Source organism: Pseudomonas putida (assembly GCF_002906855.1).
Lineage (GTDB): Bacteria > Pseudomonadota > Gammaproteobacteria > Pseudomonadales > Pseudomonadaceae > Aquipseudomonas > Aquipseudomonas putida_N.
In genome coordinates, this window is sequence record NZ_MINI01000028.1 from 1630359 (window position 1) to 1646851 (window position 16493).

Sequence of the window (16493 nt, forward strand, 5' to 3'; positions counted from 1 at the left end):
CATGCTGGTTACTGACGAGCAACAACAGATTGCCGATGCGGTGCGCGCCTTTGCCCAGGAGCGCCTCAGACCCTTCGCCGAACAATGGGACAAGGCGCACCAGTTCCCCAAGGAGGCCATCGAGGAAATGGCCGAGCTTGGCCTGTTCGGCATGCTGGTGCCGGAGCAGTGGGGCGGCAGTGACACTGGGTACGTGGCCTACGCCATGGCGCTGGAGGAGATCGCTGCCGGTGACGGTGCCTGTTCGACCATAATGAGCGTGCACAACTCGGTGGGTTGCGTACCGATTCTGCGGTTCGGCAACGAGCAGCAGAAGGCGCAGTTCCTGACCCCGTTGGCCATGGGCGAGATGCTGGGTGCCTTCGCCCTGACCGAGCCGCAGGCCGGTTCCGACGCCAGCAGCCTGAAGGCCCGTGCACGGCTGGAGGGTGACCACTACGTGCTCAACGGCAGCAAGCAGTTCATCACGTCCGGGCAGAATGCCGGCGTGGTGATCGTTTTTGCCGTGACCGATCCGGATGCCGGCAAGCGTGGCATCAGCGCTTTCATCGTGCCCACCGACTCCCCAGGCTACCAGGTGGCGAGGGTCGAGGACAAACTGGGTCAGCATGCTTCAGATACCTGCCAGATTGTCTTCGACAATGTGCGCGTGCCGGTGGCCAACCGCCTGGGCGCGGAAGGCGAGGGCTACAAGATCGCCCTGGCCAACCTCGAAGGCGGTCGCATTGGCATTGCCTCGCAGGCGGTGGGCATGGCCCGCGCGGCCTTCGAAGTGGCCCGCGACTATGCCAAGGAGCGGCAGAGCTTCGGCAAACCGCTGATCGAACACCAGGCCGTGGCCTTTCGCCTGGCCGACATGGCTACGAAGATTGCCGTGGCCCGGCAGATGGTGCTGCACGCGGCCGCGCTGCGCGACGCCGGGCGCCCGGCGCTGGTGGAAGCGTCGATGGCCAAGCTGTTTGCCTCGGAAATGGCCGAAAAGGTCTGTTCGGATGCCTTGCAGACCTTGGGCGGTTATGGCTATCTGAGCGACTTCCCGCTGGAGCGGATCTACCGCGACGTTCGGGTCTGCCAGATCTACGAAGGCACCAGCGACATTCAGCGCATGGTCATTGCGCGCAATCTTTGAAGGAGCAGACTGCATGGCATTCGAAACCATCCTGTTGGATATCCACGGCAAGGTCGGCCTGATCACCCTCAATCGCCCCCAGGCGCTGAACGCGCTGAATGCGCAGATCGTCGGCGAGATCAACCAGGCTCTGGACCAGCTCGAGCGTGACCCGAACATCGGCTGCGTGGTGCTCACCGGCTCTGCCAAGGCGTTTGCCGCCGGTGCCGACATCAAGGAGATGGCCGAGCTGCAATACCCGCAGATCTACGTTGAAGACTTGTTCAGCGATTCCGACCGCATCGCCAACCGACGCAAACCGATCATCGCCGCAGTCTCCGGTTTCGCCTTGGGCGGTGGCTGCGAGCTAGCGATGATGTGCGACTTCATTCTTGCTGCCGACAATGCCAAGTTCGGCCAGCCGGAAATCAACCTCGGCGTGCTGCCGGGCATGGGCGGTACCCAGCGCCTGACCCGTGCGGTTGGCAAGGCCAAGGCCATGGAACTGTGCCTGACCGGCCGCCTGATGGGCGCCGAGGAAGCCGAGCGTGCTGGCCTGGTGGCGCGTATCGTGCCGCAGGCAGAGCTGCTGGAAGAAGCGCTGAAGGTTGCCACCACCATTGCCAGCAAGTCGATCCCGGTCAGCATGATGGTCAAGGAAAGCGTCAACCGTGCGTTCGAGGTAACCCTCAGCGAAGGTGTACGCTTCGAGCGCCGAGTGTTCCACGCCGCGTTCGCCACCGAGGATCAGAAAGAAGGCATGGCGGCTTTCATTGCCAAGCGCGAAGCACAATTCAAGGATCGTTGAAGCGAGCAAGGTACTGTTAAGGCAGTACCATACTCAGTGTTTTGCCTGGGTGGATGAAGCGGGCAGGTCGACGCCACGGTATACCTTGGTATACCGTGGCGCTTTCTTTGCGGAGCCGGCAAGGGTGCCAGCGGGCGGATTCCAGCCCCTTTCGGGCAATTTCTCCCATGATTGCTGTTGCTCAAGGCGACGTGGCGCCTTAGACTGCCGCCCCCTGTAAAAGAGTGCCGGTTGGCGCTTGAAGAATTCCGCTGCCGATGCCAAGGCGTCGGCGGCACCTGAATCGCCCAAATGCACATTTTTTCATAGAGAAATCGATGACCAAGGAACAGTTGCTGGCCATGTCGGCCGATGACTACATGAACGCTGACCAGCTGGCTTTCTTTGCTGGCCTGCTGCAGGCGATGAAAGTCGAAACCCATGAACGCATCGAGCTGAGCCGCGCCACCATCGAAGGCCTGGACACCCCGTCGGATCCTGCCGACGTGGCGTCGGTCGAGGAAGAGCGCAGCTGGCTGGTGAATGCCATCGACCGCGACCAGCGCTTGCTGCCGCAGCTGGAAATGGCCCTGGACCGTATCTCCGACGAGAGCTTCGGTTGGTGCGACGACAGTGGTGAGCCAATCGGCCTGAAGCGTCTGCTGATCAGCCCGACCACGAAGTACTGCATCGAAGCCCAGGAGCGTCACGAGCAGCTCGACCGCCACCAGCGTCAAGTTTGACCGGACGCAGTGCGCCAAGCCCCATGGAGCGATCCCTGGGGCTTTTTGCGTTTCCTGTGGGAAAGGCCTCGCGCTATTTGTTGCTCAAGGCGTAAGACTGCTGTACCAGGATGAGCTGTTACACGGCAGTCGCTGGGCGTATCATGACCTTATCGTTAGGGTGCTATCTAAAGTGCCGGAGGGAATGATGAACAGCCGGGTCGATGTAGCGGTAATGATCGGTTCAGGTGTGCCAGCGAGCTTGCAGGCACTGGGCAAGCGGGTCTGTATGGGTGGTCCTGGTCAATGGCGAGCGCCGTGGTACCGCGTTCGCCACCCGTGGCGAGGCCAAGGAATGTCAGGCGGCCTGGTTGCAGCTTATGCAAGATGGCCACGCCGCCTGAACGGTTTCAGGCTTCCAGGCTGCGGGCCAATGCGCAGGCGTCGCGGTGTAAACGGCGAAAGCCCTTGACTCTACCCGTCGTGCTTTCGGTAACGTGGAAGAACTCGATGCCTGCGGGTATCACGACGTAGCGTGGCTTGTCGTTGGCGCATGCGAGGTAAGAAATGTTCTTTACCTCTCGACGGATTTCAGTGTTTTCGTGCATATTCATTCCCCGGTAATGCGTTGATGGATGCCTGAGCCCGTTCTGCCGAGGGGCCTCTAGTTATCTATCGCATCTTTTCTGGCGGGTTTGTTGTCAGACATTACGCTTCCCTGACAGGGAATATGCCGAAAGCCTGTGCTGAGGCTATATCTGGCAAGCCAGAGTAAAGTTTCTTGCGTGCTGCATCGCCAGCGGGCACAGATTTTTCGTGTATCACTTTATTATTCTTTTCGCCTATCGAAATGAAATGGCCGTGCCTCACCGACTTCGAGTGAGAGCGGATGTCACCGGTTTGAGGATTACTTCATTGGCAGTCAGTACACTGGATACCCACGCCTTGTTTGCCCTGGGCGATTTGCGCGGCAAGTTGGCCAAGCTGTTTCAAAGTCGTTTCATCTATGTCACCGAGCAGAGCACCGAAGGCCTGTACATGGCCGAGATCGACACCGAAAGCGCCTTGGTGGTCGATGACAAACAGCGCCTGGAACTGAAGGTCGGCGATCATTTCCGCGCCGCCGTCTTGCCCAGCCGTGAAGGCGGCAAACTGGAAATGCGCTTTCGCGAGATCAAGCTGAACGTCTACGGTGTGGGCGACTACGCATTTGTCTCGGTGCCGGAAGGCGAGGGCATCGTGTTCCGCGAAGGGCAGGGCGTGATGTTAGTGTTCGCTGCGCAGCAGCAGGTTCAGGAAGGCCTGGGTAAGTTGCTCAAGGCGGTGACCGGCAAGGTCGCCAAGTGGCGCAAGGGTGAGCTGACCACCTTCAAGGCCAGTGAATGAGCGAAGTTGACGAAGCGCCTGGCACGCGTGCCGCGTTTCATCGGCAGCACCAGGCGCAAGCCATGGCCGAGGCCCAGCGCCTGCTGGCGCAACGTGAGGCGATGGGCCCGGGCTGGTTGAGTTGGGTAGCGGCCCAGCTCTATCAGTTGAGCCCTCCACCTTATGCCGCCATGGTGCGGCGTGAGCTGCAGCGCCTTGCCCAGGGCTGAGCCCAGCCGTTTCAGTTGCCGTGATCGCGGCCGCTGCTCACTTCCTCAGGTACGTCTTCTTTCGCCATGCGCTTGCGGAACAGCGCGGCCCTGGCCAGCAGCAAGGTGGTGACCGGCACCGTGATCGACAGCAGGATCGGAATCAGCCAGGCGTGCAGCACCGGGCCATCCTTGAGCCAGGAGAAGTAGATGATCGACGCCAGCGCTACGCACCAGGCGCCGATGGTCGATGCCAATGCCGGTGGGTGCATGCGTTGGAAGTAGTCTTTCAGCCGCAGCAGGCCAATGGCGCCGATCAGCGCGAAGAGGCTACCGATCAGCAGCAGGGCGGCAGTGACCAGCTCCAGCCAGAACGGCAGTTCAAGGGATTCGGTCATTCGATCACCTCACCACGCAACAGGAATTTGGCCAGGGCGAACGAGCCGACAAAGCCGAACAGGGCAATCAGCAATGCCCCCTCGAAGTAAGTGTCACTGGCATAGCGGATCCCCAGTACCAGCATCGTCAGCATGCCCAGGATGTACAGGTAGTCCAGCGCCAGCACTCGGTCCTGAGCGGAGGGGCCGCGAAACAGCCGGATCAATGCCAGGCCCATGGCCAGGGCGAAGATGAACAGGCTGGCGAGGACTGCATTGGCGAGCAGACCTGTCATTCGAAGATCTCCATCAACGGGCGTTCGTAGGTGAGCTTGAAGTGCTCGATAAAGGCCGCTTCGTCATCCAGATCGAATACATGCAGCAGCAGTACGCTGCGGTCCAGGGCCAGTTCCGACCATACGGTGCCGGGCACCACTGTGGTGATCATCGATAGTGCCGCGAGGCCGTGGGCGTCGCGCAGGTCCAGCGGGATGTGCACGAAGGCCGAACGTGGCGGACGTTGCCCGGCGCACAGCACGCCAATGGCTACCGACAGATTGGAACGGATGACATCGATGCCGACCCGGCCAATCAGCCTTGCCACCACCCAAGGTTTGCGCACATGCGCGTATTGTGGGCGCAACGGTGCCATCAGCAGTGGGGCCAGCACGCCAAGTGCTGCGCCCAGCAACAGGTTGCCGGGGCTGACCGACAGGTTCAACAGCAGCCAGAGCACGAACAGTGCAGCGGACAGCAGCGGCGCGGGTAACAGTCGGCTCATGGCTGCACCTGTACGTCGAGAGTGGTCGGGCCGGGGGCAGGGCGGGCGGCCATCACCGCTTCGATGTAGGCGTCCGGAGCCTGCAGGCTGGCCGCCGTGTCCTGGGTGTAGCGCAGCAGCGGTTCAGCCCTGAAACTGAGAATGATGCACAGGCCGAGCAGGATCACGATCGGCAGGCATTCGTAGCGACGCAGCACGGGTGAGGGACGTTCCTCGGGCTTCCAGAAACGCTGGATGCCGACCCGGCCAAAGGCGATCAGCGAGGCCATGCCCGAGAGAATGAGCAAGGCCACCAGCACCCAGCCCGCCGTCGACAGGGGTTGATCGGCTGGCATGCCCAGGCCCTGCGGATTGAACAGTGCGTTGATCAGGTTGACCTTGCTGACGAACCCGGATAGCGGTGGCATGCCGATGATCAGCAGGGCGCAGGCGATGAAGCTCAAACCGAGGAACGCCATGGTCCAGGGAATGATCTGGCCGATGACAGCCTTCTGATCGTCGTCGAGGTTGATGCCCTTGGGTGGGTGCAGGGACTCGAGCGGTGAAGGCATGGCGTCTTCTTCTTCATCCAGCGGCGCTTCGTTGGCCGAGCGCGAGCGCTCGACCAGTTCGGCGAGCAGGAACAGCGCGCACAGCGCAAGGGTCGAGTTGACCAGGTAGAACAGCGCTGCGCCAGTGAGTGCCGACTGGGCGAAACCGACCGCGCCAAGCAGGGTGCCAGCAGAAACCAGGATGCTCAGCGCTGCCATCCGCTCCAGGCGCTGTGCGGCCAGTATCGACACCGCCGCCACTGCCAGGGTGACCAAGCCGCCGTAAACCAGCCATTGACCGCCAAAATGCGCGGAAGCACCGGCTTGTCCGGAGAACAGCAAGGTCCACAGGCGCAGTACGGCATACAGGCCGACCTTGGTCATGATGGCGAACAGCGCGGCGACGGGTGCACTGGCCGAGGCGTAGGCGGGCACCAGCCAGAAATTCAGCGGCCAGATGCCGGCCTTGGCCAGGAACGCGATGGCCAGGATCGCCGCGCCCGCATGCAGCAGGCCACGATCGGCTTCTGGCACCAGTGGGACCTTCAGGGCCAGGTCGGCCATGTTGAGGGTGCCGGTCACGCCATACAGCATCGCCGCGCCAACCAGGAACAGCGATGAGGCGAACAGGTTGATCGCGATGTAATGCAGCCCTGCACGCACCCGCGCACGGCCCGAGCCATGCAGCAGCAAGCCGTAGGAGGCGGCCAGCAACACCTCGAAGAACACGAACAGGTTGAACAGGTCAGCGGTGAGGAAGGCGCCATACAGGCCCATCAGCTGGATCTGGAACAACGCATGGAAGCTGGCGCCGGCACCATCCCAGCGAGCGCGGGCGAACAGCAGGGCGCTGATGCCGATCACGCCGGTCAGGGTCAGCAGCAGGGCTGAAAGGTGATCCACCACCAGCACGATGCCAAAGGGCGCGGGCCAGTTGCCGGGCAGGTAGACGCCGATCGATTCCGCCTGCCCCTGGGTGCGCACCCACAGCAGCAAACAGACCGCGATGGCAAGCCCGGTGAAGGTGGACAGCAGGTTCAGGCGTGCCTTGATCTGGCGATGCTTCTCGCCCAGCAGCAGCATCACCGCCGCCGTTAGCAGCGGCAGCAGGATTGGGGTGACGATCAGTTGACTCATGCCACTCATTCGTCACGCTCCCGGCCGTCCACGTGGTCGGTGCCGGTCAGGCCGCGCGATGCCAGCAATACCACCAGGAACAGCGCTGTCATGGCAAAGCTGATGACAATGGCGGTGAGCACCAGCGCCTGTGGCAGCGGGTCGGTGTAGTGCAGCAGGTCCTGGGTCACGCCGTCCTTGATGATCGGCTCCTTGCCGATAAACAGGCTGCCCATGCTGAAGATGAACAGGTTGACCCCATACGACAGCAGGCACAGGCCCATGATCACCTGGTAGGTGCGCGGGCGCAGGATCAACCACACCCCGGAGGCGGCCAGCACACCGATGGCGACTGCAATGACTTCTTCCATCAGGCGGCTCCTGCTTGGCTGGATTTCGACGGGCTACCCGGGCGGTAGGCACGCACCGACTGGTGCGCCAGGGCGGTGAGGATCAGCAGGGTCGAGCCGACCACCACGGTATACACGCCGATGTCGAAGAACAGCGCGCTGGCCACGTGCACGTCGCCAAGCACCGGCAGGTGCAGGTGGGCGGTATGGGTGGTGAGGAAAGGGTAGCCGAGCAGCATGGCGCCGACCCCGGTCAAGGTCGCGCAAAGCAGCCCTGTGCCCATCCAGCGAAGCGGGCGCAGGCTCATCTGTGCTTCAACCCACTGGGTGCCGGCCACCATGTACTGAAGGATGAACGCCACCGACATCACCAGGCCGGCAACGAAACCGCCGCCCGGTTGGTTGTGGCCACGCATGAACAGGTACATCGACACCAGCAGGGCGATTGGCAGCAGCAGCCGAACCAGTACCGCTGGCACCATCATGAAGCCAAGTGCGGTGTCGGTGGCATGCCGTGGGTTGATCAGGTCGGTGACCACATCGGGGGCCAGCTGGCGCTGCTGGGCCGGCAACTGCATGCTCTCTTTCGGTGGGCGGAAGCGCCGCAGCAGGGCGAACACGGTGAGCGCTACGGCCACCAGCACGGTGATCTCGCCGAGGGTATCGAAGCCACGGAAGTCCACCAGCATCACGTTGACCACGTTGGTGCCGCCGCCTTGCGGCAGGGCACGGCTGAGGTAGAAGGACGAGATGTCGTTGGGCGTTGGCCGGGTCAGCATGGCGTACGACAGCGCCGCCATGCCACCGCCGACCAGCACCGCCAGCAGCAGGTCGCGCAGGCGTCGGGCGCGGGCGCGGTCCAGGCTGCCGGGCAGCGGCGAGACGCCTTCGATACGCCGTGGCAGCCAGCGCAAGCCGAGTAGGATCAGTACCGTGGTGACCACCTCGACCACCAGCTGGGTAAGGGCCAGGTCCGGGGCAGAGAACCAGACGAAGGTGATGCAGGTCATCAGGCCGCAAACGCCGACCATGATCAACGCCGCCAGGCGGTGGTACTTGGCCTGGTAGGCGGCGCCGATGGCGCAGGCGATGGCGATCAGCCACAGCGCGACGAACACGCCAGAGCCCGGAATCTTCGGCCGGTCGCCCCAGCTCAGGCCGCTGTACAGCATCGGCGTGAGGCCGGCGAGGAAGGCTGCCAGCACCAGCATGAACAATTGCGATTGCAGGCGGCGGCTGGTCATCAACCGCTCCATGCGTCGCGCCAGCAGCATCAGCCTGACCTGACCGTGTTCGAACAGGCGCTTGCCATTGAAGCGTTCGATCAGCGGCGGATACGTGAAGCGACCAAGGCGCAACTGGTTGCGCAGCAGCAGGTAGAGGACGATACCGCCGCTCATGGCCACCAGGCTCATGATCAGCGGGGCGTTCCACCCGTGCCAGATGGCCAGGCTGTATTCTGGCAGCGTGCCACCCACCACCGGCAGTGCGGCGGCGGCCAGCAGCGGGCCGACCGACTGGGCCGGGAAGATACCCACTACCAGGCAGGTGAGCACCAGCAGTTCGACCGGTGCACGCATCCAGCGCGGTGGCTCGTGCGGTTTGTGCGGCAGGTCCTTTGCAGTCGGCCCGAAGAACACGTCGACGGTGAAGCGCAGGGCATAGGCGACGCTGAAGGTACCGGCAAGGGTGGCGATCACCGGCAGGGTCGCTTCGACCCAGGCAGTGGAGTTGATGAACACGGTTTCGGCAAAGAACATTTCCTTGGAGAGGAAACCGTTCATCAACGGCACGCCGGCCATCGAGGCGCTGGCCACCATTGCCAGGGTCGCGGTGTAGGGCACCAGGCGGATCAGGCCGCTCAGGCGGCGGATGTCACGGGTGCCGCTTTCATGGTCGATGATGCCGGCGGCCATGAACAGCGAGGCCTTGAAGGTGGCGTGGTTGAGGATGTGGAACACCGCGGCGACTGCGGCCAGCGGGCTGTTGAGGCCCAGCAGCAGGGTGATCAGGCCCAGGTGGCTGATGGTCGAATAGGCCAGCAGCCCCTTGAGGTCGTTCTGGAACATCGCGGCAAAGGCGCCCAGCAAAAGGGTTATGGCACCCGCGCCGCCAACGATCCAGAACCATTCTTCACTGCCTGACAGCACTGGCCAGAGACGCGCCAGCAGGAACACCCCGGCCTTGACCATGGTTGCTGAGTGCAGATAAGCGGAAACTGGAGTGGGTGCTGCCATGGCATGGGGCAGCCAGAACTGGAAGGGGAATTGCGCACTCTTGCTCAGTGCGCCGATCAGGATAAGCGGCAGCAGCACCGGGTACAGTGCGTGCTGGCGGATGGTTTCGCCGGCAGCCAGGACCTTGTCCAGGTCGTAGCTGCCGACCACATGGCCGAGCAGCAGGGCCCCGACCAGCAGGCATAGGCCGCCAGCCCCCGTGACCATCAAGGCCATGTAGGCGCCGCGGCGGGCGTCGGCGCGGTGATGCCAGTAACCGATCAGCAGGAAGGAGAACAGGCTGGTCAGTTCCCAGAAGAACACCAACTGAATCAGGTTGCCGGAGATCACCAGGCCGAGCATGGCGCCCATGAATGCCAGGAAGAAGGAAAAGAAGCGCGGCACCGGGTCTTGCGGCGACATGTAGTAGCGGGCATACAGCGACACCAGAGTGCCGATGCCCAGTACCAGCAATGAGAACAGCCAGGCGAAACCGTCCATGCGCAGGACCAGGTTCATGCCCAGGCTGGGCAGCCACAGCAGTTCTTCGCGGATTACGCCGCCATCGGCAATTTGAGGGTACAGCAGTGCTACCTGGACGGTGCCGGCCAGGGCTACGAGCCCGGCAAGGATGGACTCGGCGTTACGTGCGTTGTGCGGCAGCGCAGCTGCCAGGCAACTGCCCACGAACGGCAGAAGCAGTAGCACTATCAATGACATAGGTTCTATTCTGGAAAGGTTTGCAAGGATCATACGTGCCGGACCGTTGATCACCAACACGCAAGCTGTCGCAGAATCCTACAAAAGCGCTGTGACAAGCTGTTTTTTTATAACAGTTTTTTACAGAGCATAGACGCTGCCGGGCACTTCACAGCCCGGCTTCGGTTTCGCGGGGGGCTGGCGCTTCGAGGGTGTCGCTGGTTTCGCGGTTGCGGCGGATCTTCAGCTCGCTGACCACCACGGCGACGACGATCAGCAACCCGCCGATCAACGCGATGCCTGGCAGGCGCTCGCCGGCAATGCGCCCGACGATGCCGGCCCATACCGGCTCGCCCGCGTAGATCAGCGTGGCACGGGTGGGCGAAACCGACTTCTGTGCCCAGTTCATCGCCACCTGGATCACCGCGCTCATGGCGCCCAGCCCCAGCGCGCTGAGCAACAGCAACCAGGAAAAGTCAGGGAGACGCTCCTGGGTCGGCACGATCATCAGGAACGCCAGCAGCGAAGCGGTCGCCAACTGCACCACGGTGACCCGGCGCACATCGACCTGGCCGGCGAAGCGGCTGATCAGGATGATCTCGGCGGCGATGGCTACCGCGCTCACCAAGGTCACCACTTCACCCTCGCTGAAATGCAGCGCGCCGCCTTCGGGGCCGGCCAGCAGCATCAGGCCGACGAACGCCAGGCAGATGCCGATGCTCGGCATCAGCCCTGGGCGGCGGCCCAGCACCAGCCATTGCAGCAGTGGCACGAACGGGACATAGAGCGCGGTGATGAATGCCGACTGGCTGCTGCTGATGGTCTGCAGGCCCATGGTCTGCAGGCCGTAGCCCAGCATGATGGACACGCCGATCAGCACGCCGGCCTTCAGTTCGGTGAAGGTCAGCCCGGACAACGCGCGCGCCGAGGCCAGGCTGACGAACAGCGCCGCTGCGGCGAAGCGCAGGCCGACGAAGAACATCGGGCCGCTCACGGTCATGACGTTGTGCACCAGCAGGAAGGTTCCGCCCCACAGCATGGTGATGAACACCAGCACCATTTCCGCCTTGCTCAGGCGAAAAGATACCGCGGTCTGTGGGCTGCTGGTCGGTTGGCTCATGGTCTTGCGCACTCGGAGGGGGCGGCGCACAATCGCCGCAAAGTGGGCAGTATACTGCGCAATCCGTAGAAGTGAGCAATATAGTGCACAAAGATCCCGCGCACCGTGCATCGGTGCTGCAGCATGTCAGCCTCAATGTCCGCAGCCTGCGCAACGCGGCCGGGATGAGCCAGAGCGCCCTGGCCGAACGCTCCGGGGTCAGCCGTCGGATGTTGGTGGCGATCGAGGCGGGCGAGAAGAATGTCAGCCTGACCACCCTCGATCTGATTGCCGAAGCCCTCGGGGTGGTGTTCAGCACCCTTATCCAGGCCCCGGACCAGCGCGACCCCAGTCGTATCGACGAGCTTGCCTGGACCGGCGAGCACCCGCAAAGCAAGGCCGTGCTGTTGGCCAGCAGCACGGCCCGGCGCGAAGTGGAAATCTGGGAGTGGACCCTCGCGCCTGGCGAGTGCTACACCAGCGAAGCCGATGCCGAGGGCTGGAGTGAGCAGATCTACGTGGCCCAAGGCCAATTGACGCTGATCATCGAAGGCGCCGAGCACTGCCTGCAGGTCGGGCAGTTCCATGTGTTCCCCAGCAACTGCCGCTATGCCTACCGCAATGATGGAGCAGTGCCCGTGCGCTTCGTGCGTAATGTGGTGATCTGACCGGCTGCGGATCAGCCCTTGAGCAGCTCGTCGGTCTTCACCACCTTGGCATAGGCAAACGCCAGCGCGGCCATGGCCGAGTTGTGCACATGGGCGGCCGGTACCTGCTTGCCATCGAACTCCAGCGGCAAGGTGGCGCAGGCATCGTGTGCCACGGTGACGTCAAAGCCGAAGTCGGCGGCCGCGCGGGAGGCGGCGTCGATGCACATGTGGCTCATGCTGCCGACGATGGTCACGGCCTTGACTTGATGCTGGTCCAACGTCTGCTTCAGGTCAGTGCCGAGAAACGCGTTTACCTTGTGCTTGAGTACCACGGGTTCGCCTGCTGTTGGCGCAACCTTCGAATGAATGGCCGAGCCTTGTGTGCCCGGGGCGAAGAATGGCGCATCGGCGCTGTCGAACTCATGCCGCACGTGAACCACCAGGTCGCCTTTCTCACGTGCCGCGGCGAGCAGGCGTGCGGCGTTGTCAGCCGCCTTGTCGGCACCGTCGAGGGTCCATTTGCCGCCGGGGAAGTAGTCGTTCTGAATATCGATAATGATCAGGGCCTGCTTGCTCATGCTGCCTCCTGTGGCAGTAGTCGTTGGATGACGATAGTTATAGGCTGTGGGCATCGACTTGAGGATTGGCGCGATCGACACAATGACGGCAAAAACTGACAGCCACGGCAGCCTGGAAATCGGCCTGCTGCACTACCCGGGCGCGCAACGCGCGGCGTTGCATGGTCTGAGCGACCTGTTCAGCGTGGCCAATCGCGTGGCCGCCGAGCTGGGCGCTGCCGGGCTGCCGCAGATCAGGGTGAGCCACTGGCAGGTCGATGAGGCGGGTCAGTTGCAGTTCATTGAGGATAGCCTTGGCCCTCCGAGCCAGCCGTTGCGTGTGTTGATCATTCCACCGAGCCTGGAGTCGACCCCGCCGCCAGACTTGCTAGAGCGGCACAAGCTGCCCTTATGCCAGCAGCATGGCCAGGGCACGGTGCTGGCGTCGGTGTGCATCGGCGTATTCTTTATCGCCGCCAGTGGCCTGCTGGATGGCCGGGCAGCCAGCACTCATTGGAATTACGCGCAGAGCCTTGCCGAGCGTTACCCCATGGTCCATGTGGAGGCCAACCAGCCGCTGCTGGATGACGGTGACATCATGACATCCGCCGGGTTAATGGCCTGGACCGAACTGGGGCTGCGCCTGTTGGAGCGCTATCTCGGCGGCTCGGTGGCCTGGGAGACGGCGCGCTACATGTCCGTCGAGCCAGTTGCCAGGCCCTTGCCGGGGGCGTTGTTCAATCCGCGCCTGGATCACGGTGACGAAGCGGTGCTGAAGGTTCAGCACTGGTTGCAGGCGAACGGTGCGCAAGATGCCGACCTCGCCGGCATGGCAGCCTGCGCCGGGCTGGAGGCGCGCACCTTCCTCAGGCGCTTCCGTGCGGCCACCGGCCTGAAACCCACCGAGTACTGCCAGCAGGTAAGGGTGGGGCGTGCCTGCCGGATGTTGGAATTCACCCGGCGCACGGTCGAGCAGATTGCCTGGGGAGTGGGGTATCAGGACCCGGGGGCGTTTCGCAAGGTGTTTCAACGCATCACCGGTCTGACACCCAGCGAGTACCGGCAACGCTTCGCCTTGCCCTGCTCAGGGTAGGTGCGGCCCCGGCCCCTCATTAGCCAGATGATCCTGGTGGTTGCGCAGCGGGCATTCCTTCAGCGACATGCAACCGCAGCCAATGCAGCCATCGAGCTGGTCGCGCAGCCTGACCATTTCGTCGATTCTGTGGTTCAGGTCCTCCCGCCAGCGCGCAGAGAGACGCTGCCAATCTTCGGCCGTGGGGGTGTGGTCGTTGGGCAGGGCGGCCAGGGCAGAGGCAATCTCGGCCAGCGGAATGCCCAGGCGCTGGGCCATCTTGATTACCGCGACCCGACGCAGCATTGCCCTCGGATAGCGCCTCTGGTTCCCCGCATTGCGGGTGCTCTGGATCAGGCCCTTGGTTTCATAGAAATGCAGCGCGGTCACTGCCACGCCGCTGCGAGCAGCCAGCTGGCCGACACTGAGCAGCTTTTCCGTCGTGGCAGGTGCTGTATCGGGCATGGGAAAAACGCTTGACCTTGAGTTAACTGGAGGTTTTACCCTGCAGTCCATTCCGAAGCAAGCGTTCGCAGCAAGGAGACTCGCCATGACGGCCAGCCCGCATTCCCTGTGGTTCACCCAGATGATCGAATATGAAGTACCCGCTTCGCGCCAGGCAGCGCTGGCAGAGGCCTTGGTCACGCGCAGTGAAGAATTGGCTGTGCGTTGCCAAGGTCTGCAGAGTGTCAGCATCCAGGTCAGCGACGATGGCAGCCGGGTCTTGCAGTACCTGCTATGGCAGTCACGCCTGGCCTGGGTGGAGGCGGCGGACTGTTTTGCCGAAGAGCCTTTCTTCGACCTGCTCAGCCGCCATCAGGCGCGTGGTGTCAACTTTGCCGCGTACCAGACGTTGCACAGCCTGGTACGTGGGTCTGATGGTGGTCTGCATTGCCAGGTCGGTGGCCCTCAGGCATACCAGGGGGCGTAGTGCGGGTAACGGTCCAGGCGTGCGCCGACCACCATCTCGCTGATCCAGGCGGCAAGGATCGAGCTGTAGGCCTTCTGGCTTTCCTCGCTGGAGAGCGCGTGATCGGCACCATCGACAATGCGATGGGTCAGCGAATGAGCGCTGACGAATGCCGAGCGGTAACTCATCAGCGTGGCGTGCGGCACATAGTCATCCTGCTCCGATTCGACCAGCAACACATCGCCGGTAAACTCGGCACAGGCGGCCAGTGCACGGTTGTCGGAAGGGCCGAGCAGGCGCAGCCGATAGTCGTTCAGGCGCTGGCGATCAAGGGCTTGCTTGGGCATGTTCCATTCGTCGTCCCAATACATTGCAGGCACGCGCAAGGCCAACCATCTTACCGGCCGCTGCAACGTCAGCAGGGTAGCCAGGTAGCCACCGTAGCTGCTGCCGATGAGGGCGATAGCGCTGCTGTCCACCGCCGGGTGGCTGACCAGTCGGTCGTAGGCGGCCAGCAGGTCCTTGAGGTTCTGTTCGCGGGTAACGGTCAGGCGCTGGCTTTCGGTTTTCTCGTGGCCGCGCAGGTCGAAGGTCATGCACACGCAGCCCAGCCCGGTAATGTGCCGGGCGCGCGCCAGGTCGCGCTGCTGGCTGCCGCCCCAGCCGTGGACGAAGAGAATGCCGGGCATCTTGCTGCCTGGGCTGACCAGGGTGCCGGCGATGCTGTCATCTTCGACCTGCAGCTCCACGGTTTCACTCTGAATGCTCATGCTGGCGAATCCGCGCGTATTTGCTGAGTTGTCCGAGTTCACTGTCGTTTCCTTGATAGAAGAGGGTGGCGTCAGCGGGCAGGTCGGGGGCGCCGAATACTTCATGGGTAGAGGCGCAGACCTGCCGCAGTGCCGGGTCGTCGGCGAATGCCTGCAGTGCCAGGAGCTCTGCGCTACTGGCTCCCCCCAGACGCCAGGATTGTTCGAGCACGCCGCTACGCAGATGGCCTTGGGCTGTAGTGCCGCGGGCGATGTCGTAGTTGCGCCGCGATGCGATGAAGCCCGGGAAGTGCTGCTCGGCGGCTTGTTCGTAGGTCATGGCCTGGTTGATAGCAAGGCGCAGGTGATCCTCCAAGGGCAGCTGTAGCAGGGACTGATAGTCGCCACGAACCACAACGAGCTCGGAGCCGCCGTAGACTTCACAGCCCTGGTGGTCTCGCGTCAGCTGCTGGGTGCCGTGATAGCTGCAGGTCAGGCCGGCGACGCGAACTTGGCCAACGCTGAAGGTCTCTACGTCGCTGAGGTCTTCTTCCAGCACCAGGCCCCAAAGGGCCAGGTCCCGTTCATCGATGTTGGCCAGCAGCGGCTCCAGTTCATCCGCATGGCTGATGACTTGCTGGCCGCGGCCGGCGCAGGCCAGCACGGGCTTCACCCGCAAGGGGCCTTCAAGCAGCAGCAATTGGGCAGCGCGCCGGGCATCGGCCTTGCTGAACACGGTGTAGCCGCAGAGCAGGGCATCACTGGCCTGGAGGGCGAAGGCATCGGTCCAGCCCGGTGGGAACTCGGCATCTGCTGGCAACGGGTGGGAAATGGCCTTGGTGGCCATGTAAGGGTGGCTGACCAGTCCACCGAACAGGTCGTGCTCGCTGTGAATGCCCATGGCGGCATAACGCTCAGGGCCAACCAGGGTTTCGGTCGGCAAGTAATAGAAGTGTGGGTCTTCCATGGCTGGCACATCGGTCAGCACGGCATGGCAGCCGAGTAATCGGGCCAGTCGGTCCGCCAGTTTCAAGTGCACGGCATGTTCATGTTCCGGGGTGTGCTCACGGGTATCGAGCAATACCACGGCGGTTTTCCGGTCGTTGGCACTGGGCATGGGCATCTGCCTGTGTGCAATGAATGTATAGGTTGTGAAGCTCGTGTCAGCGGTAAGTTCAGCTAGAAGTGACTGATGG

General features: G+C 63.0%; 20 protein-coding genes and 1 pseudogene. 9 read left to right on the forward strand and 12 right to left on the reverse strand.

From position 1 onward, the window contains the following. Window position 1 precedes the first annotated feature (1 nt). From BGP85_RS07855 to BGP85_RS07870, 4 genes and pseudogenes are all read left to right on the forward strand, one after another. Window positions 2-1129 carry an acyl-CoA dehydrogenase gene (locus BGP85_RS07855; protein WP_103446658.1) on the forward strand — a complete coding sequence of 376 codons (1128 nt, stop codon included), beginning with the start codon at window positions 2-4 and terminating at the stop codon, window positions 1127-1129. Window positions 1130-1142: 13 nt separating this feature from the next. Beyond that, window positions 1143-1916, forward strand: a complete 774-nt coding sequence (locus BGP85_RS07860) for an enoyl-CoA hydratase (RefSeq protein ID WP_103446659.1) — start codon at window positions 1143-1145, stop codon at window positions 1914-1916. A 317-nt stretch (window positions 1917-2233) separates the two neighbouring features. Further along, window positions 2234-2638 carry a TraR/DksA family transcriptional regulator gene (locus tag BGP85_RS07865; RefSeq protein WP_027919101.1) on the forward strand — a complete coding sequence of 135 codons (405 nt, stop codon included), beginning with the start codon at window positions 2234-2236 and terminating at the stop codon, window positions 2636-2638. A gap of 187 nt (window positions 2639-2825) precedes the next feature. After that, window positions 2826-3021, forward strand: a pseudogene (locus BGP85_RS07870) (hypothetical protein). 6 nt (window positions 3022-3027) lie between these two features. Here BGP85_RS07870 and BGP85_RS07875 read toward each other — a convergent pair. Further along, on the reverse strand, window positions 3028-3225 hold the full coding sequence (locus BGP85_RS07875) for a hypothetical protein (protein ID WP_103446660.1): 198 nt from the start codon (window positions 3223-3225) through the stop codon (window positions 3028-3030). A gap of 307 nt (window positions 3226-3532) precedes the next feature. On the opposite strand from BGP85_RS07875, the gene BGP85_RS07880 reads away from it, so the two are divergent. Both BGP85_RS07880 and BGP85_RS07885 read left to right on the forward strand, forming a co-directional pair. Next, entirely contained in the window at window positions 3533-4003 is a 471-nt protein-coding gene (locus BGP85_RS07880) for a hypothetical protein (protein ID WP_103446661.1), read from the forward strand. After that, entirely contained in the window at window positions 4000-4212 is a 213-nt protein-coding gene (locus BGP85_RS07885) for a hypothetical protein (protein WP_103446662.1), read from the forward strand. The genes BGP85_RS07880 and BGP85_RS07885 overlap by 4 nt, the downstream gene beginning before the upstream one ends. Before the next feature lie 11 nt (window positions 4213-4223). On the opposite strand, the gene BGP85_RS07890 is transcribed toward BGP85_RS07885, so the two are convergent. The 7 genes from BGP85_RS07890 to BGP85_RS07920 all read right to left on the reverse strand — a co-directional run bounded on the left by BGP85_RS07890 (window position 4224) and on the right by BGP85_RS07920 (window position 11380). Next, on the reverse strand, window positions 4224-4589 hold the full coding sequence (locus tag BGP85_RS07890) for a Na+/H+ antiporter subunit G (RefSeq protein WP_103446663.1): 366 nt from the start codon (window positions 4587-4589) through the stop codon (window positions 4224-4226). Next, window positions 4586-4864, reverse strand: a complete 279-nt coding sequence (locus tag BGP85_RS07895; protein WP_103446664.1) for a K+/H+ antiporter subunit F — start codon at window positions 4862-4864, stop codon at window positions 4586-4588. Before BGP85_RS07895 ends, BGP85_RS07890 begins: the two co-directional genes overlap by 4 nt. Beyond that, on the reverse strand, window positions 4861-5349 hold the full coding sequence (locus BGP85_RS07900; RefSeq protein WP_103446665.1) for a Na+/H+ antiporter subunit E: 489 nt from the start codon (window positions 5347-5349) through the stop codon (window positions 4861-4863). The genes BGP85_RS07895 and BGP85_RS07900 overlap by 4 nt, the downstream gene beginning before the upstream one ends. After that, the gene (locus BGP85_RS07905) at window positions 5346-7025 is read right to left on the reverse strand and encodes a monovalent cation/H+ antiporter subunit D (protein ID WP_103446666.1); all 1680 of its coding nucleotides are present in this window, start codon (window positions 7023-7025) and stop codon (window positions 5346-5348) included. Before BGP85_RS07905 ends, BGP85_RS07900 begins: the two co-directional genes overlap by 4 nt. Then, window positions 7022-7366 carry a Na+/H+ antiporter subunit C gene (locus BGP85_RS07910; RefSeq protein WP_003250128.1) on the reverse strand — a complete coding sequence of 115 codons (345 nt, stop codon included), beginning with the start codon at window positions 7364-7366 and terminating at the stop codon, window positions 7022-7024. Before BGP85_RS07910 ends, BGP85_RS07905 begins: the two co-directional genes overlap by 4 nt. Beyond that, window positions 7366-10281: a monovalent cation/H+ antiporter subunit A gene (locus BGP85_RS07915; protein ID WP_103446667.1), complete on the reverse strand. Its 2916-nt coding sequence runs from the start codon at window positions 10279-10281 to the stop codon at window positions 7366-7368. The genes BGP85_RS07910 and BGP85_RS07915 overlap by 1 nt, the downstream gene beginning before the upstream one ends. A gap of 148 nt (window positions 10282-10429) precedes the next feature. Beyond that, window positions 10430-11380 (reverse strand): DMT family transporter, encoded by a 951-nt coding sequence (locus BGP85_RS07920; protein WP_103446668.1) that lies wholly within the window; start codon window positions 11378-11380, stop codon window positions 10430-10432. An 83-nt stretch (window positions 11381-11463) separates the two neighbouring features. Here BGP85_RS07920 and BGP85_RS07925 point away from each other — a divergent pair, with 83 nt between their 5' ends. Then, on the forward strand, window positions 11464-12027 hold the full coding sequence (locus BGP85_RS07925; RefSeq protein ID WP_103446669.1) for a helix-turn-helix domain-containing protein: 564 nt from the start codon (window positions 11464-11466) through the stop codon (window positions 12025-12027). An 11-nt stretch (window positions 12028-12038) separates the two neighbouring features. On the opposite strand, the gene BGP85_RS07930 is transcribed toward BGP85_RS07925, so the two are convergent. After that, window positions 12039-12587: a cysteine hydrolase family protein gene (locus BGP85_RS07930; protein ID WP_103446670.1), complete on the reverse strand. Its 549-nt coding sequence runs from the start codon at window positions 12585-12587 to the stop codon at window positions 12039-12041. 82 nt (window positions 12588-12669) lie between these two features. Here BGP85_RS07930 and BGP85_RS07935 point away from each other — a divergent pair, with 82 nt between their 5' ends. Continuing rightward, complete coding sequence (locus tag BGP85_RS07935) at window positions 12670-13659, forward strand: GlxA family transcriptional regulator (RefSeq protein WP_103446671.1); 990 nt, start codon at window positions 12670-12672, stop codon at window positions 13657-13659. Here the strand turns inward: BGP85_RS07935 and soxR are convergent. Next, window positions 13651-14103, reverse strand: coding sequence for a redox-sensitive transcriptional activator SoxR (soxR, locus tag BGP85_RS07940; RefSeq protein ID WP_103446672.1), 453 nt, complete (start codon window positions 14101-14103; stop codon window positions 13651-13653). The two genes, BGP85_RS07935 and soxR, sit on opposite strands and share 9 nt — an antisense overlap. 85 nt (window positions 14104-14188) lie before the next feature. On the opposite strand from soxR, the gene BGP85_RS07945 reads away from it, so the two are divergent. Then, complete coding sequence (locus tag BGP85_RS07945; protein ID WP_103446673.1) at window positions 14189-14569, forward strand: antibiotic biosynthesis monooxygenase; 381 nt, start codon at window positions 14189-14191, stop codon at window positions 14567-14569. Here BGP85_RS07945 and BGP85_RS07950 read toward each other — a convergent pair. Then, window positions 14548-15318, reverse strand: a complete 771-nt coding sequence (locus tag BGP85_RS07950; RefSeq protein WP_103446674.1) for an alpha/beta hydrolase family protein — start codon at window positions 15316-15318, stop codon at window positions 14548-14550. The two genes, BGP85_RS07945 and BGP85_RS07950, sit on opposite strands and share 22 nt — an antisense overlap. Further along, entirely contained in the window at window positions 15302-16420 is a 1119-nt protein-coding gene (locus BGP85_RS07955; protein WP_103446675.1) for a DUF3182 family protein, read from the reverse strand. The genes BGP85_RS07950 and BGP85_RS07955 overlap by 17 nt, the downstream gene beginning before the upstream one ends. Window positions 16421-16493 lie beyond the last annotated feature (73 nt).

Excerpts from the sequence above, each read along its gene's own strand:
- BGP85_RS07915 (WP_103446667.1), bottom strand. The coding sequence starts at position 10,281 with ATGTCATTGATAGTGCTACTGCTTCTGCCGTTCGTGGGCAGTTGCCTG.
- BGP85_RS07865 (WP_027919101.1), top strand. The coding sequence starts at position 2,234 with ATGACCAAGGAACAGTTGCTGGCCATGTCGGCCGATGACTACATGAAC.
- BGP85_RS07900 (WP_103446665.1), bottom strand. The coding sequence starts at position 5,349 with ATGAGCCGACTGTTACCCGCGCCGCTGCTGTCCGCTGCACTGTTCGTG.
- BGP85_RS07955 (WP_103446675.1), bottom strand. The coding sequence starts at position 16,420 with ATGCCCATGCCCAGTGCCAACGACCGGAAAACCGCCGTGGTATTGCTC.
- BGP85_RS07860 (WP_103446659.1), top strand. The coding sequence starts at position 1,143 with ATGGCATTCGAAACCATCCTGTTGGATATCCACGGCAAGGTCGGCCTG.
- BGP85_RS07930 (WP_103446670.1), bottom strand. The coding sequence starts at position 12,587 with ATGAGCAAGCAGGCCCTGATCATTATCGATATTCAGAACGACTACTTC.
- BGP85_RS07855 (WP_103446658.1), top strand. The coding sequence starts at position 2 with ATGCTGGTTACTGACGAGCAACAACAGATTGCCGATGCGGTGCGCGCC.
- BGP85_RS07935 (WP_103446671.1), top strand. The coding sequence starts at position 12,670 with ATGACGGCAAAAACTGACAGCCACGGCAGCCTGGAAATCGGCCTGCTG.
- BGP85_RS07885 (WP_103446662.1), top strand. The coding sequence starts at position 4,000 with ATGAGCGAAGTTGACGAAGCGCCTGGCACGCGTGCCGCGTTTCATCGG.
- BGP85_RS07950 (WP_103446674.1), bottom strand. The coding sequence starts at position 15,318 with ATGAGCATTCAGAGTGAAACCGTGGAGCTGCAGGTCGAAGATGACAGC.
- BGP85_RS07945 (WP_103446673.1), top strand. The coding sequence starts at position 14,189 with ATGACGGCCAGCCCGCATTCCCTGTGGTTCACCCAGATGATCGAATAT.
- BGP85_RS07905 (WP_103446666.1), bottom strand. The coding sequence starts at position 7,025 with ATGAGTGGCATGAGTCAACTGATCGTCACCCCAATCCTGCTGCCGCTG.
- BGP85_RS07910 (WP_003250128.1), bottom strand. The coding sequence starts at position 7,366 with ATGGAAGAAGTCATTGCAGTCGCCATCGGTGTGCTGGCCGCCTCCGGG.
- BGP85_RS07890 (WP_103446663.1), bottom strand. The coding sequence starts at position 4,589 with ATGACCGAATCCCTTGAACTGCCGTTCTGGCTGGAGCTGGTCACTGCC.
- BGP85_RS07875 (WP_103446660.1), bottom strand. The coding sequence starts at position 3,225 with ATGCACGAAAACACTGAAATCCGTCGAGAGGTAAAGAACATTTCTTAC.
- soxR (WP_103446672.1), bottom strand. The coding sequence starts at position 14,103 with ATGCCCGATACAGCACCTGCCACGACGGAAAAGCTGCTCAGTGTCGGC.
- BGP85_RS07895 (WP_103446664.1), bottom strand. The coding sequence starts at position 4,864 with ATGACAGGTCTGCTCGCCAATGCAGTCCTCGCCAGCCTGTTCATCTTC.
- BGP85_RS07920 (WP_103446668.1), bottom strand. The coding sequence starts at position 11,380 with ATGAGCCAACCGACCAGCAGCCCACAGACCGCGGTATCTTTTCGCCTG.